This is a genomic window from Sporanaerobium hydrogeniformans (assembly GCF_002735925.1).
Lineage (GTDB): Bacteria > Bacillota > Clostridia > Lachnospirales > Cellulosilyticaceae > Sporanaerobium > Sporanaerobium hydrogeniformans.
The window spans coordinates 1-16332 of sequence record NZ_PEDL01000009.1; the positions used below are offsets into that span (position 1 = coordinate 1).

The 16332-nt window shown below is 35.9% G+C and carries 14 protein-coding genes and 1 riboswitch; of the genes, 3 read left to right on the forward strand and 11 right to left on the reverse strand.

Going from position 1 to position 16332, the window contains the following annotated elements:
- Positions 1-398 precede the first annotated feature (398 nt).
- Positions 399-1760 (reverse strand): CCA tRNA nucleotidyltransferase, encoded by a 1362-nt coding sequence (locus CS063_RS09475; protein WP_099449463.1) that lies wholly within the window; start codon positions 1758-1760, stop codon positions 399-401.
- 177 nt (positions 1761-1937) lie between these two features.
- Here CS063_RS09475 and CS063_RS09480 point away from each other — a divergent pair, with 177 nt between their 5' ends.
- The 3 genes from CS063_RS09480 to CS063_RS09490 are packed head-to-tail and all read left to right on the forward strand — an operon-like array spanning position 1938 to position 4228.
- Positions 1938-2834, forward strand: a complete 897-nt coding sequence (locus CS063_RS09480; RefSeq protein ID WP_099449464.1) for an amino acid ABC transporter substrate-binding protein — start codon at positions 1938-1940, stop codon at positions 2832-2834.
- Positions 2835-2857: 23 nt separating this feature from the next.
- Entirely contained in the window at positions 2858-3520 is a 663-nt protein-coding gene (locus tag CS063_RS09485; RefSeq protein WP_330401004.1) for an amino acid ABC transporter permease, read from the forward strand.
- 12 nt (positions 3521-3532) lie between these two features.
- Positions 3533-4228: an amino acid ABC transporter ATP-binding protein gene (locus CS063_RS09490; RefSeq protein WP_099449465.1), complete on the forward strand. Its 696-nt coding sequence runs from the start codon at positions 3533-3535 to the stop codon at positions 4226-4228.
- A 115-nt stretch (positions 4229-4343) separates the two neighbouring features.
- Here CS063_RS09490 and CS063_RS09495 read toward each other — a convergent pair whose 3' ends face one another.
- The 10 genes from CS063_RS09495 to CS063_RS09540 all read right to left on the reverse strand — a co-directional run bounded on the left by CS063_RS09495 (position 4344) and on the right by CS063_RS09540 (position 16293).
- Positions 4344-6605: a sensor histidine kinase gene (locus tag CS063_RS09495; protein WP_099449466.1), complete on the reverse strand. Its 2262-nt coding sequence runs from the start codon at positions 6603-6605 to the stop codon at positions 4344-4346.
- A 140-nt stretch (positions 6606-6745) separates the two neighbouring features.
- Positions 6746-7204, reverse strand: coding sequence for a hypothetical protein (locus CS063_RS09500; protein ID WP_099449467.1), 459 nt, complete (start codon positions 7202-7204; stop codon positions 6746-6748).
- Positions 7205-7447: 243 nt separating this feature from the next.
- Entirely contained in the window at positions 7448-8725 is a 1278-nt protein-coding gene (locus tag CS063_RS09505; RefSeq protein WP_099449468.1) for an O-acetylhomoserine aminocarboxypropyltransferase/cysteine synthase family protein, read from the reverse strand.
- 112 nt (positions 8726-8837) lie between these two features.
- Positions 8838-8936, reverse strand: a riboswitch (SAM riboswitch).
- An 84-nt stretch (positions 8937-9020) separates the two neighbouring features.
- Positions 9021-10208, reverse strand: coding sequence for a MalY/PatB family protein (locus CS063_RS09510; RefSeq protein WP_099449469.1), 1188 nt, complete (start codon positions 10206-10208; stop codon positions 9021-9023).
- 81 nt (positions 10209-10289) lie between these two features.
- A complete protein-coding gene (locus CS063_RS09515; protein WP_099449470.1) occupies positions 10290-11624 on the reverse strand; it encodes a nitrogenase component 1 in 1335 nt (444 codons plus the stop codon).
- Entirely contained in the window at positions 11617-13095 is a 1479-nt protein-coding gene (locus CS063_RS09520) for a nitrogenase component 1 (protein ID WP_099449471.1), read from the reverse strand. Before CS063_RS09520 ends, CS063_RS09515 begins: the two co-directional genes overlap by 8 nt.
- A gap of 66 nt (positions 13096-13161) precedes the next feature.
- On the reverse strand, positions 13162-14061 hold the full coding sequence (locus CS063_RS09525) for a radical SAM protein (RefSeq protein WP_099449472.1): 900 nt from the start codon (positions 14059-14061) through the stop codon (positions 13162-13164).
- A 43-nt stretch (positions 14062-14104) separates the two neighbouring features.
- Positions 14105-14440: a NifB/NifX family molybdenum-iron cluster-binding protein gene (locus CS063_RS09530; RefSeq protein WP_099449473.1), complete on the reverse strand. Its 336-nt coding sequence runs from the start codon at positions 14438-14440 to the stop codon at positions 14105-14107.
- Between the two features lie 11 nt (positions 14441-14451).
- Complete coding sequence (gene nifH, locus CS063_RS09535; protein ID WP_099449474.1) at positions 14452-15309, reverse strand: nitrogenase iron protein; 858 nt, start codon at positions 15307-15309, stop codon at positions 14452-14454.
- Positions 15310-15423: 114 nt separating this feature from the next.
- Complete coding sequence (locus CS063_RS09540; RefSeq protein WP_099449475.1) at positions 15424-16293, reverse strand: MetQ/NlpA family ABC transporter substrate-binding protein; 870 nt, start codon at positions 16291-16293, stop codon at positions 15424-15426.
- Positions 16294-16332: the final 39 nt, after the last annotated feature.

Genomic DNA, 16332 nt, shown 5'->3' on the forward strand with positions numbered 1-16332 from the left:
ACAGTGCAGAGCAAGAAAGAAGGCTTTTCGCAGGTTTCCTCCACAGACTTTCGCAAAGTCTTGGTGAAGGCCTGTAGGCTGCCTTTAGGGACGTTATCGCAAGCGTTCTTCTTGCGATAGGTAGGACCGTTAGTCTACAGGACTGAACCTAGAGTTTGCCAAGGCGAGGACCCAGAAACCGGAGAAAAACCTTCTTTCTTGCGGCCGCGCCGACACTTCTTCTTTTTCTTGACTTTCAAATTCCTAAGAGCACCCCAACAAACTGAAATTTATAACTCTCATATCTCCATGCTAGTTCAAGATTTGTCTACTAAAAAATACTAAAGGAGCTAAATAGTGCATAACTAATCATCTGATTAACTATGCATTATCTAACTCCTTTTTTGTATACTTATTTATCAATGCTTTAACTTCTCATAATACTTTAAGCTATATGCAAGTAATACCTCTTTCGTGTTTATCTCTGGCTTTTTCATTACTTCTAAAAGAACTTGGTCTAATATTTGTCCTAAAAGCGCTCCTTTAGGGATGCCTACTTCTATCAAATCTTGCCCTGTTATAGCTAACATCTTCTTGTTATAGCATTCATTCTTTGCAAGGATTTCTTCCTTTAATTTTCTCTGTTCCTCTATAGCCTTTAACTTTTTTGCAAGCTTCTCTGGGTTTTGTGCTCTTACATCTGCTGCTTGAACTTCTATGAGCTGGTCGAATAGCTCTGACCCCATCACACTCATTACTTCTTTGATGCTAAACTTAGATATTTTTTTTGTAAGATGATAATCATGATACTCTATAAGTAAGCTTACAGATTTAATGGTTTCATTATCTAGACGCAAATCCTTGAGCACCTTTTTTCCAATCTCTACAGATTTTTTAGAGTGGTCATAAAAGTGGTCTATTCCTTTTTTATCTACTGTATGGGTATAAACCTTGCCTATATCATGTAAAAATAGGGTTAGCCTTAAAAGGACAGTTGGAGCTGTATACTCCATTGCTACAAGCGTATGTTCCGCTACATTGTAGATATGGTGTGGATGATTTTGTCTCATATGATATGCTTTTATAAAATCTGGACAGATAAATTTTAATAAATCAAGTTTATACAACTCAGTGATATAGCTAGGACGTGGTGAAAGGCAAATCTTAAGAAATTCATCTCTTATTCTTTCCTTACTTATGTGAATCAAAAGCTCCTTACAAACTTCTATCCCTTCAATCGTCTGAGCTTCTATTACAAAACCAAGCTGTGCCGCAAAGCGTACACCTCTTAAAATGCGAAGGGCATCTTCCTCAAAACGTTCCTTGGCATTTCGTACCGAACGAATACAGCCTTTCTTTATATCTGTAATCCCTCCATAAGGGTCTACGAAACCTCTTTCTGGATGATAAGCAATGGCATTCATCGTAAAATCTCTACGAGATAAATCCAGATTGATATCCTCTACAAAGTCCACATTTTCAGGACGTCTAAAGTCTTTATATTCTCCCTCTATGCGGTAAGTTGTTACCTCATAATGTTCTTTATTTAAGATAATCGTTACTGTCCCATGTTTAATACCTGTATCATAAGTACGATTAAAAATTTTCTTTATTTGTTCAGGTCTTGCAGAAGTTGTAATATCCCAATCATTTGGCTCTCTGTGCATCAACATATCTCTTACACATCCACCTACAATATAAGCCTCAAAACCTGCTGCCTCTATGGCCTCTATGATGGCTATTGCATCGCTGGGAATAAGTGCATTATATTTTTTATTCATCCGTTTTCCTCTCCTCTATTTATTATAGCATACCCTATTTAAAGAAGAATTAAAATGAATTATTAACATTTTAGGTATAAGTTTTAAAAAGGTTATTGACTTTATCGCTTTATCATACTAAACTAATACTGTGAAATTCATATTTATGTAAAATTATAGATTGAAGGGGATTTTATTATGAAAAAAAATCAATTTTTAAAAATTATGACTACACTTTGTTTAACAGGGGTATTTGCACTTGGTATGGTAGGTTGCGGTAGCAAAACTCCTGAAAATGCACCTGTTTCCAGTGAAACTCCTGCTGCTGAAAAAACTGAGGCCCCAGCTACTGACTTACAGAATGTTACATCAAGTACACTTGATAGTACACTTGATAAGGATACTCTCATCATTGGTTTAGATGATACTTTTGCTCCTTTAGGCTTTAGAGATACAAACGGAGAGCTCACAGGCTTTGACGTAGAAGTAGCAAAAGCAATCGGTGAAAAGCTTGGTAAAGAAATAACTTTCCAACCTATTGACTGGTCTATGAAGGAAACTGAACTTAATGCAGGTAATATCGACCTTATCTGGAATGGCTATACTATTACAGAAGAAAGAAAAGAAAAAGTAAGCTTTTCTAAACCCTATCTAAAAAATACACAAGCTATCGTTACTTTAGCTGATTCTACAATCGCTACTAAAGCTGATTTAGCAGGTAAAAAGGTAGGAGCACAAAATGAATCAAGTGCTATTGATGCAATGGAAGCTGAACCAGAGGTTTATGCAAGCTTTGAAAGTGGTGAAGCTTATACTTATGAAGATAACAACCAAGCACTTATGGACCTTGAAGCAGGTCGTATTGATGCTGTTGTAGCTGATGAAATCCTTCTTCGCTACTATTTATCTTTAAAAGGCGCTGAAAAATACAACGTATTAACTGAAAATTTTGGTGATGAAGAATATGGTGTAGGTATGCGTAAAGATGACCAAAAAATGGTTGATGCTTTTAACAAGGCTTATGATGAATTAAAAGCTGAAGGTACACTTGCTGAAATTTCTACTAAATGGTTTGCAAGTGACATTACACAATAATTTTGAGATAAGGAGGATTCCCCTTGACAGCGCTTACAGATTTTATTAACTATATTATTGCTTTTATTCCACAAGTTTTACAGGCTCTTGTTATTACCTTACAGGTTTTTGGAGGAACCCTCATTCTTTCCTTACCCCTAGGCATTGTAGTTGCCATGTGCAGACTATCTAAATTTAAACCTTTAAGCGCTCTAATGAATAGCTATATACTCATTATGAGAGGTACTCCTCTTTTACTTCAAATTATCTTCTTCTACTTTGGTTTTGGAGCGATCAAAATTCCTATCCCAAGGATGCCTGCTGTGCTTCTTGCCTTTGTACTTAACTATGCGGCTTATTTTGCTGAAATATTTAGGGCTGGTATTAGCTCTATTGATAAAGGCCAATATGAGGGAGCTGAAGTGCTTGGTTTATCTAGTAAAGATACCTTCTTTCGCATTATCCTTCCTCAAGCCTTCAAGAGAGTTTTACCTCCTGTAGGAAATGAGATTATTACTTTAGTAAAAGATACGGCTCTCGTTAATATTGTCGGTTTTAATGACTTGATGAAGCTTGGTAAGGGTGCTTGTAATCGTGATGCTTCTTTGGTACCACTCATTGTCATTGGGGTTGTTTATTTGGTTATCGTCTGTGTATTAACCGCCATTATGAACCGTGTGGAGAAAAACTATAACTACTATCAGTAAGGAGACTAGACTATGTTAAAAATTAGAAACCTATATAAAAGCTTTGGTAAGGTAGAGGTTTTAAAAGGAGTCGACTTAGATGTAGTAGAAGGTGAAATCCTCGTTATTGTAGGTCCTTCTGGTGGTGGAAAGACCACCTTACTCCGTAGTATTAACTGTCTTGAACGTTGTGAAGCGGGTAGTATTGTCATTAATGGTAAGGAACTCTTCAAAGATGGACACTACGCTTCTAAAAAAGAACTAACTGCTATTCGTAAAGATATCGGTTTAGTTTTTCAAGGCTTTAACCTTTTCCCACATCGTACTGTATTAGAAAATATTATAGAAGCTCCTACTAGGGTTTTAGGGAAAACAAAAAAAGAGGCTACTGAATCTGCCTTAGAAATTTTAGGTTTTCTTGGTCTAACAGATAAAGCAAACAATTATCCTTTTGAGCTTTCTGGTGGTCAAAAACAACGTGCTGCTATCGGTAGGGCTCTCGCTATGGACCCTAAACTTATGTGCTTCGACGAACCTACTTCTGCCTTAGATCCTTCTCTTACAGATGATGTAGCCAATGTCATTAAGAGCCTAAGTACTCAAGGTATGGCAATGCTCATTATCACCCATGATATGGATTTTGCTAAAAAAGTAGCTGATCGCATTGTATCTATGAATAATGGCATTATCCTAGAACAACATATTTATGAAGTCGCTGAAAACGACTAAAAGATAAAATAAGGCTACTAGCCCAGCTAATCTAAATGATTAATGGGCTAGTAGCCTCTTGTAATTATTCCCTTTATAATACTTCTGTTTGAAAGCATAAACTGCTCTGAATTTATTATTCTATATAAAGATCCGATAATTCAATTTTGATGGCAGACATATTATTACGAATAAGGGGGTGATATTCTTTGATTTCTTGTTCTCGTACCCTTTGAATAGGCAATTGGACTGTTACGATAGTCCCCACACCCATAGTACTATTCATTTGAATAACCCCTTCATGCTGTTCAACGAGAGATTTAACGAGGCTTAAGCCTAAACCACTTCCCTCCACTTGTGTATGTTGCTCTTTATTAATACGCATAAAACGATTAAATATATAAGGTAACTTTTCTTTTGGAATACCTAATCCAGTATCTTCTATTGTAATAAGGATTTTTTCATCCTGTACTTTAATCGTTACAAAAATTTGTCCCTCTCTTTTATTATACTTAATAGCATTAGATAATAGGTTTAGCATAATACGTTCAAACTTTTCAATGTCAATACTCACAATTAACTCCTCTATCTCCGTATCAAAAGTAACCTCTATATGGTTGGCCTTTGCATATTCTACAGTAGAAAGAGTAAGCTCTTCTATAAGTTCAACAATATTGCAATTTTCTTTATAGAGCTTTAAATAACCAGTCTCTATTCGCGTGGTATCAATGATGTTATTTACCAGTCTTAAAAGTCTATATGAATTTTGACGCATTACTTTAATTGATTTATTAATAATGTTTCTAGATATCTGTTCTTCTTTGTATGTATCTAATAACTGAATACTACTTAATAAGATATTAATAGGTGTTTTAAGTTCATGTGATAAATCTGTAAAAATTTGTGTTTTTATTCTATCTTTTTCTTGACTTTCATAAAAAAGCTGCTTATAAGAAATATCATCTAACAAAAGGGTAATTGTTCGCTCATCACCTTCTTTATCTGTCATAAACCAACAAACCTCTACTTCTTTTATTTGATTATCTAGGCTTTTTATTTTATTTTTTATAAGGCAAAAATCCTCCGAAATTTTTTGGAATTCTATTTTCTCTACAAACATGTTCATAAATTTAAAATAATCGATTTCTCGTGGATGTTCAACGCCTAAAACTGTCATGCCTTCCCTATTAATAAATTTTATTTGATACTCTTGCAATACTATAACTCCTACTGGCATAGCTTCTAATAGAATTCTATATTCATCCTTAGACATTTTTAATTTCTTATCTATGCTTTTTACTCTTACTACACTAATCACTAAAACATATCCAATAATGATGAATAAAAAAATACCTTCTATTATTAAGTAACCTAACATTCCTCTATCTAATTCATAGTAAGCTATATCCTTGTTTAGGAGTTCTATATCTTTAGGTAAACTTGAAATATCAATACCATATTTCTTTGCTGCTGCAACATCAATTATCTTTTTTTCTTGTTGCTCTATTAATTGAAGATTTTTTAAAGTATTACTCTCTAACATAATCATGGCCTCAGTAGCCACTTTTATACCATCTTCATAGGAAGAGTAAACAACACCTCCTACACTTCCTTCCCCTACATATATTTTATCTTGAACATAAATAGGACCTTTATAAATTTTCTTTACATACTCTATGTACTGGGAATATTTTATATTTTGATGATTACTCTTTTGATTAAACCCAGGGAGAAACATTGCTGTATTATTATTATTATAAAATCTATACTCCTCTATATCATCTAAGCATATGGGCTCTATATGAATACTGTATTGATGCGCATATCTATTAATTGTTTCCCTGAAACTTTCACTATCCATCCAATCTTTATAAATAATATAAAGCTTTTTAAGTCCTAAGTGATTTTTCTTTATAAATTCAATATTGTGAGCTATATTGCTAAGTTGCATCATACCTATATCTGCATCTTCTACATTTATTTCCGTATTTATGGGCTTGACCACTCCTAAAACAGGAACTTGTGGGAAAATTTCTACACCCTCTTCTTTTATAAATTCAAGAGCAGGTCTATCAATAGTAATGATAAGGTCTAATTTTATTTCTTTATACTTCAGCTGTAAATAGTTTTTAATACCTTTATTAAGATCATCATCTTGCAGCTTACTTTCTGCTCCTCCTAACTCTTCTTTAAATATGCTTACTTCTGATTTTTCATCAATGAACACATTTTCCATGCCTCGAATGATTTCATTATCTTCTAGCCATCCTCTTTCCCATGACTCTAAAATAAGTATTTTTTTTGCCTTTTTTACATCTTGCCCATAAAGTGTTCCTGCAACTAGTAATAGTATGCTACTTATAATCGCAACCTTTGCCATCTTCTTATACTTACTCATTCATTATTCCCCAATCTTAATTATTCCCCAGTGCTATATTATTTACTCTCATTGTATTACTTAAATTTTACTTTTTCAATTATTTTTAATAAACCGACAAATATCTCCAAAAATATTTTATTTGAAGCTCTTAAATCTATCTATTTAATGGAAGCTGGAGGCTCCGTTATTACCTTAAAACTTTTAGTTGCACCATCTAATTTATATGTTACTTTGATCTCTTCCTCCTGCTCAGAGTCTATCTCAATAACTAATTCACCTTCCACCACCCGCTGTGGTTCTATTTTGTTAGTTTCTAAAAGAGTATTTTTAATGGGTGCAATGACTCTACTTCCTTGAATTATTTCTATTTCTAAATCCTTTTCAGTATCAATAGGCTGCGCACCTATATTAGTAAATTTCAGCTCTAAATCAACTTGTGATAGCGTGTTTTTATCTACTTGCAGATTAGTACCATAGCTAATAACTTCTATCTTTATCGCCTTATTAAAAGGATTACCTATTTTAAGCTGATAAATATTCTCATCTGTTTTATTGCACCCCATTATTCCCAAAGTAATACCTACTATAAGAAAGAAAACAATTCTTCTTTTTAACATATTTTCTACGCCTTTCTTTACCTGTTTCTTAAAACATTTGTTTTATGATTCACTCTTATTATTTGATTTTATTACATTCTCATACCACTTAAAAATATTACTTGTAAATTAAGAATTTTTATATGATAAAAAGGCACCTTTTAACGGTTTTAAACGCCGTCTCAAGGTGCCTTGTTCTCTTTCTATTCTATTTTTATTTCAGTAATGTAGTATTCTAAGTAAAGCTCTTATCCTATCCATTTCTTAGATTTGAGAGAGTGCTTGCTCGATATCTGCAAGAATATCTTCAACATCTTCAATACCAATTGATAAACGAATCATTTCTTTGCTAACTCCTGCCGCAACTAATTCTTCTTCTGTAAGTTGTGAGTGAGTTGTACTAGCTGGGTGGATTGCTAGAGATTTAGCATCGGCAACATTGGCAAGAAGTGAAAAAAGTTCAAGCTTTTCTGTAAATTTCCTTGCCGCCTCTTCACCAGCTTTTACCCCAAAGGTAAAGATAGAGCCTGCACCTTTTGGTAAATACTTTTGTGCTAAATCATAGTATTTATCCCCTTTAAGGGATGGATAGCTTACCCATGCTACTTTGGGATGATTGGATAAATACTCAGCTACTTTTTTAGCATTTTCTACGTGTCTTTCTACACGAAGCGATAGGGTTTCAAGTCCTTGTAAAAATAAGAAGGCATTAAATGGACTAAGCGTTGCTCCTGTGTCACGAAGTAAGTTTACACGTGCTCTTAAAATAAAAGCTAACTCACCAAAGGCTTCTGCTGGTACAAGTCCATGATAGCTTGGATCTGGAGCTGTAAAATCTGGAAATCTCCCGCTTGCTGCCCAATCAAAGTTCCCCCCATCTACGATAATACCACCGATGCTTGTGCCGTGGCCACCAATAAATTTAGTTGCAGAATGTACAACAATATCTGCACCAAACTCAATAGGTCTTACAAGATAAGGTGTACCAAAGGTATTGTCTACAATAAGTGGCAATTTATAGTGATGTGCTAAAGTGGCAATGGCTTCGATATCTGCTACATTGGTGCGTGGGTTACCAATCGTTTCTATATATAAGGCTTTTGTTTTATCATTAATCTTACCTTCAAAGTCTTCTATGCTATCAGGATTTGCAAAATGAGTAGTAATACCATATTTGGTCAAAGTATGGGCAAAAAGATTGTGTGTACCACCGTATAAGGTATTCGCTGCTACAATTTCATCTCCTGCACCTGCAATATTGATAATTGCATAAGTAATGGCTGCAGAACCAGATGCTACAGCAAGAGCTGCTTTACCACCTTCAAGAAGAGCTATACGCTTTTCAAAAACATCTGTCGTTGGATTCATAATACGCGTATAAATATTACCTGGTGTCTTAAGCCCAAAAAGATCTGCACCATGCTGAGCATCATCAAATACATAAGATGTCGTTTGATAAATAGGTACTGCCCTTGATTTAGTAGTAGGATCTACTTCTTGACCGCCGTGAACTTGTAGTGTATTAAATTTGTAATCTGCCATTTTAAAATTCCTCCTCATTAATGTGATTATTTTTATAAATCCACCCTATCCATTCTCTCTTTAGATAACAAAAACCCTCTTCCTAAGAAGAGGGTGCTCTATTTACAAGCAAACCTTATCTCTCAGGATTTCCTGCTGGAATTAGCACCTTGCATTTACTGCTGGTTGCTGGGTTTCATGGGGCCAGTCCCTCCACCTCTCTGGATAAGTTTTTCGATTTATTTAATTCATTGTATTCCTATAACTTTACTATGTCAATACTTTTTAGAAAAAAATAAATATTTTTATAGGTATACTAGGTTTTATTTCTTACTTGTAATATAGCCCCCTCCAACTGGATAAGAGCTTTCTCTAGTATTTGGCGGGGACAAGCAATATTTATACGTTCAAAATCTTCTCCTGATTTACCAAAGAGTGCACCTTCATCTAACCAAAGTTTTGCCTTATTTACTATTAAATCTTGCCTCACCTTTGGGTTTAACCCTAAGCCATTACAATCAATCCACACTAAATAAGTCCCTTCTGGCTCTACTAATTTAAGCTCTGGAAGTCGTCTCTCTAAAAAACACCTCACAAAGGCAAGGTTCTCAAAAAGGTATCTTTTTAACTCCTCTAACCATTCTTCTCCATAGGTATAAGCTACCTCACAAGCTTTAAGCCCCATTATATTAAGTTGACTATAAGCATTTTTTTGTAATTCTTTCTTAAATTGCTCTCTAAGCATTTTATCTTGTATAAAAATATTGGATACTTGTAAACCTGCCAAATTAAATGTTTTACTGGGCGCTGTACACGTTATAGTATGCTGTGCATACTCTGGCTTAATATTAGCAAAAATACTATGTTCATGACCTTCATATACAAAATCAGAGTGAATTTCGTCTGCTACGATATAAACATTATGTTTGATGCAAATATCTCCTAATCTACTAAGCTCCTCCTTCGTCCATACTCTACCTACTGGATTGTGAGGACTACAAAGCACTAAAAGTTTTACCTTATTAGTAATAATTTGTTTTTCCAAAGTCTCAAAATCCATCGTATATTTATTATTTCTATAAATCAATTCATTTTTAATAAGTCTTCTATTATTAGCCTTAATAGTTTTAGCAAAAGGGTAATAAACAGGCTCTTGAATCATCACTGCATCATTTTCTTGTGTGAGTGCTCTAATAGCTACCGCAATAGCATAAACAACTCCTGGCGTTTTAACAAGCCAAGAAGGTTCTACCTTCCATCCAAAGCGCCTTTCATACCAACTCGCTACTGCTAGAAAGTAATCATTTTTTTGTTCTGAGTAACCATAAATACCATGTTCGCTTACCTTTATTAGTGCTTCACGTATCTCTGGCAAGGTTTGAAAATCCATATCTGCAACCCATAGGGGTAAAATATCTACGGGCTTTCCATTTTCTTCTATAAAATCATACTTAATAGAGTTAGTATGTGACCGATTAATAAGCTCATCAAAATTATATTTCATCTTGTATGCCTCCTATTTAACAAACAATCCCCCTTCCTAAGAAGAGGGATTGTTCTCACCTTCAAAAGATAAGCTATTTAGTTAATTGTAGCTACTTAAGACTACATCATAAATGTCTTCAATGAGTCTTAATCCTCCTTTAAACCCTACATAACCTGTTGTGAGTACCAAACGATAAGGTGATGGATTTTCAATGGATAAGAAATCATAATCTTTTTCTTTAGCTAAATATTTATCCCAACCTGCGCCTAAGATAAGGCCTCTTCCTGGATGTTGGATTTCTCTAATTTTCTCCTGTGCCTCACCACCACTTGGCGTAAAGTAGAGAGGGATTTCCTTTTTATCAGAAGTAGACTTTAAGATCTCTTCGATATAGCCTTGCTGTGACTTAGGTGTTTTATCCGTAACAAAAACCTCTTTAGGTACGATGCCTACCTCATGAAGTAAAAATTTAGACAAACCTAATACATAACTGGAATCACCTATAATATGTGCAAAACTAGGGAGCCCATAACGGAACTCTGTAAGGAAGGTTGCCAAACTATCGATTTCTGCATAGTAGGCCTTTTCTTCTCTTTTAATAAATGCTAAAGCTTTCACCTCGTCTAAGTCTGCACCTTTCTCATTAGCAAATGCTAAAAGTTCTTGTAAAAAGCGAGTAGTTTCATTAGCCCCAATAGGTAAAAAAGGAAATTCATAATAGGGTTGTTGGTACTTTTTCTCCAGATTCTTGACAATCTCCTTACCAAACCAAGGCGATACAAGAATATTGAAATTAGCTTCAGGAATAGTCTTCCATTCAGCCACCCCATTAGAGTAAGGTCCAAATAAAATATTGACTTCTAATCCAAGCCCCTCTAGTAAATACTTAAATTCAAATAAATTACCCTTCCAAAACTGATCTTGATAAGGAATAGAGGCAAATAAATTAACTAATTTTTTATTCTTTACTTTCTTTCTATCATAAAACTTATCTACAAATTGATCAATAATAGCATTCACTACTTTGCTGTGTGCCACGATATTACTTGAAGTAAATCCCGCTGTTTCTACTTGAACGATAGGCTTATCTTCTTCTGCAAACTCACTTACTACAGATTCAATGTCATCTCCTACAATAGCAGCTGTACAGCCCGTGAGTACCACTTGAAGGTCTGTATCTAATACTCTGTACGTATTTTTGATATTTTCTCTTAGTTTATCAAGTCCACCAAATACGACCTCTTTCTCCGAGAAGTTCGTACAAGGTGCTGTATTTCCTCCTGCATAACCTGTTGCTCTTTCAAAAAAACGACTCACCATCATGCCACACCCTGGACCAGCGTGCAAAATAGGTACAGCTTTCTCTATAGCCGTAACGGTCTGCAATGCTCCAATAGCACAGGTGATACGTTGTTGCTCTATTGTATTAGCCATTTTGTTTTCCTCCTAAAAGCTTACCCGATTCTTGTTCTAACCACCATTTGGTATAGGGATTCATAGCATGTTTAGAAAAATTCTTTACAAATTCATCATTTTCTATCACTTCTATAAGTCTTTTACCATAACGTACAATGCCTTCATAACCCATAGAATAGTGTTCATCCCCTATTAGCAAGGAAGGAATACCCAACTTAGCCCCCCATAAAGTCATCCCACCATGACGAGCAAGAAGAACATCTGGCCTTACCTTATTTAAGGAATTCACCAATTGATACTCTTGCTTGTTACATACATTATAATGTGGTACGTCACCATAGTCCTCTACTACATGAGCAAGAGCATCCGCCTCCACTGACTCATTGTCATAGAGTGGATCATGGTGAAAAATGGCTGCACCTACTGCTTTCATTCCTAATTCACTTAAAATAGCAACAAGAGAATGCCCATGAGAAGCTCCTCCTGTTACATAGGCTGTCTTACCTTCTAATTTTTTTCTTATCTTTGCAATCTGAGGAAGCCATTCTTCTTTTTGTATCTTGAGGAAGTCTTCTACCTCTGCTTCTTTATGCGTTATTTTTCCTAATTCACGGAACCATCTATCTGTTTGAGGAATACCGTAAGGAGCTGAGGTTTTAATCTCTGGCACCCCATACTTTTGTTCTAGAGCTGCTCCTAGATAAGAGCCTAATGTGGCACAAATCTGCACACTAGCTATTGCTTCTGAGCTTCTGCTAAGCTGTTCCACTGTAGAATAAGGTGTTACATAATTAGGCTTAAGTCCTAATTCTTTAAACCATTTTCCAAAGACGTCTGAACCCCAAAAGTTAATGACATTGACCCTATCCTCTTGTTTTTTCTCAGGAGCTTTTATCAGCTTTCTAGCAATGGCATGGTAGCCGGCATCAAAGCCTGTCGTCCAAATCTTAGAGCGAAAACCCTCACAGTAAATCCCGATAACAGGGATGCCTAATTCATCTGCCATTTCATCGGTAATAGATTCTACATCATCTCCGATAATCCCTACTGCACAAGTGGTTGCCACAAAAATCACTTTAGGGTCGACCTTTTCATAAACCTCTTTAATAGCTGTTCGTAGCTTTTGACTTCCTCCATAAATCGTATCCTTTTCCTCTATATCCGTTGAAAAAAGCTTACGTTGAGTAGGGTTTGCTACTCCTCTTAAATCACCATTTTGCTGATACGTAAAGTCAAATTCGTGTAAACAGCCTAAGCACCCTATAGGCCCATGACTAATAACTGCTGCATCTTGAATCATAACTACCGTACAAATCGCTTGTGCGACTGAACACCCTATTGTTTGGTTAAACTGATGATTTCCCTCCTTCAGCTTACCGCATCTCGCATGACCTACTAGTTCCTTTGCACTTCCGCAATAACCCGTGATAGATCCTAGCCTGGTTTCACGAATGGCTACCTCTGGTAAATCTAAATTTAATTTACTCATTTTCTCCTCCATCTATCTTCTTATTCTCAGCCTTAAACCTCTTTTTTTAACAAAAACCTTTGGCTTTTAGCCATGCGAAAAGGTTTCTACCACCTCTTTATCATAGAGTTCCTTATGTAAGCTTTGTCCTTTGCCTGGTATGCCACATGCATCTGCCCTACAGTGTTTGCAGTGTCTAAATACCTCTAAATACTCGCTAGCTTCCTTTCTCACCCGTTCTAATAGCATACAACTGGGTGCCTTAATATCAGCTAGTTCGTGTTGAGGAATGAGGGGAATAATATTTAAAAGGGATGCACCTAGTTCCTTAGTGACCTTGGCAATCTCCTTCACATGTTCATCATTAATACCAGGGATAAGTACTGTATTAATTTTAACCAATATCCCTAGTTCTACGGCCTTTTTGATGCCTTTTAGTTGCGCTTCAATAAGCTTGTTTGCCCCTTGAAGCCCAGTCAGTTTTTTACCCTTTTCATCAATGACATAAGCAATTATTTGGCTTAAAATATCTGGTTCTACAGCATTTACCGTTACTGTAATAGTCTCCACACCTACTTCTTTAAGCCTCTCTACCTTATCATATAGCTTTAAGCCATTAGTGCTTAAGCAGCTAATAAGCTCAGGATATGTCTTTTTCATAATGGCAAATGTCTCTAAAGCGTAATCTGTAGCTAATGTATCTCCTGGCCCTGCTATCCCTACTACTTTTAGCTCAGGACAAAGTGTCAAGGCTTTATCTACTATAGCTGGCGTCTCTTCAGGCTTAAGAAGAAGAGAACTTACTCCTGGCCTGATTTCTCCTTTATTAAATCCTCTTTTGCAAAATCGGCATTGAATATTACAACTTGGACTTACAGGTAAATGGATCCTTCCACTCTTGTGGTGTGCCTCCTTGCTTAAGCAGGGATGATTTTTTACTAAATGATCAAACTGATTAGCGTGCTTATGACCTCCTATTTGAGTCATCTCTATCCCTCACTTTCTATCTAGGATTCTTCTTTATTAAAAGTTATTTTCTATTTGTCCTTTTTAGATTCTCTAATATTTCTTGTACCTCCCTAGACATTTCATAGGCTTCTATCCCATGCCTTCGGAGTTCATCATAGGCTCCTGGCCCTATCCTTGAAACAAATACAAATTTACAATCACTAATTATCCCAATAGTCTTTTCCAAGGCTTCTATACTATGTTCAAACTCTTGGCAAGACGGTGTATTACTTCTTTCTTCTATGAACGTCACTTGCTCTGCACTTTTAATCTCATAAACTTGAAATTGGGGTGTTCGCCCAAAGTGCTGATTAACCACAATGCCATCACTACTTGCAAATGCTACTCTGTAGGCCATGTTTTCTCCTCCTATATCTTATAGTCATCTACAAGACCATCCATTAAGCCATATTCGATAAGAATTTCTTCTAAGCGCTCTGATGCCATAGGCTTTGGAATGACAAACATATCATTCTCATCTATATGTTTTGCTAAATCTCGATACTCTTGTGCTTGAGCCGCTTGTGGGTCATATTCAATAACTGTTTTTCTACGTATTTCTGCTCGCTGTACCACATTATCTCGTGGTACAAAGTGAATAAGTTGGGTTCCTAACTCCTTAGAGAAGGCTCTCAGCAAATCTAGCTCTCTATCTACATTTCTACTATTACAAATAATGCCTCCCAATCTTGCCCCACCTTTGTTAGCATACTTTTGAATTCCTTTGGAGATGTTATTGGCTGCATAAAGTGACATCATTTCACCCGAAGCTACAATATAAATTTCTTTAGCTTTCCCTTCACGAATGGGCATTGCAAAACCACCACATACTACATCACCTAATACATCATAAAACACATAGTCTAAGTCCTCGGCATAAGCTTCTAACCTTTCAAGTGTACCAATAGAAGTGATGATACCACGTCCTGCACAGCCTACTCCAGGCTCAGGACCACCTGATTCTACACAACGAATCCCTTTAAAGCCGTTCTTTAAAATAGTAGTAAGTTCAATGTCCTCTCCTTCATCTCGAATCGTATCTAGCACTGTTTTCTGAGCTAGACCCCCTAGTAAAAGTCTTGTAGAATCCGCTTTTGGGTCACAACCTACTACCATAATTTCTTTACCTAATTCTGCAAGCCCAGCAGTCAAATTTTGCGTGGTAGTGGATTTACCGATTCCTCCCTTTCCATAAATCGCTACCTGTCTTAATGTCTCTTTTGGCATTTTTATTTTCCTCCCTATTTCGTCTCATTTTCTTGTTTTATTTTTTATATCCTTTTGCAACCTTGAAGCCCTACCTACCTTTATCAATGGTAGAGCTTCGTTGCTTTTCACTATTTATTTAGCTGGAATAACAGCCCCATTGTATTTCTCTTCGATAAAGGTTTGAATCGCATCACTACGAAGTGCCTCTACTAAAGCTTTAATGGCGGGATCATCCTTCTTTTCTTCCTTAACCGCCACAATGTTTGCATAAGGTGAATCTGCTGCTTCTCTAAAAAGGTATTTAGTCGTATCTACACCTGCTTCAAGTGCTTTGTTGGTGTTGGTGATATACACATCAAAGTCTTGTGCTAAGCCTATAATTTGAATGGAGTCAATCTCTACAATTTCAATGGGCTTAATGTACTCTATGATATCTTTAACAGAAGCCTTAAGCTCTTTTAAATTCGGATCTAACTTAATAAAACCTGCTTGCTCTATAATTTTTAAAGCACGGTATGCGTTGGTTGCATCATTAGGGATAATAAACTTGGCATGCTCAGGTATTTCTTCTGTTTTGGTGTACTTAACCGAGTAAGCTGCAATAGGTTCTACATGGATGTTTCCTACATTAGCAATCTTTGCACCATTAGTCTCGTTATATTCTTCTACATAAGGCCAGTGAGCAAAAAAGGCAAAGTCTACTTCTCCATTATTTAGCTTATCTAACCAAGTGGCATCTGAAGCTGTTGAAACAATTTCTACCTCGATCCCCTTTTCTTTTAGAATAGGTTTAACCTCATTCATCAAATCATTATGAGGTACGAGGTCTGCTAAACCAATGAGCTTACTTCCTTTTGCCTCCACTGACTTTGCTTCTTCCTGCTTCTGTACCTGTGGGATAGGGCTTGAAGTAGCCGTTTCTTTTTGACCTACCCCATTGCAACCTACTAATGCTCCAATTAATCCTAAGCTTACTAATGTAACCCATACATTTTTCTTCATATCTCATCTCTCCTTTTATTTTGATTTTTAAATTTTAAA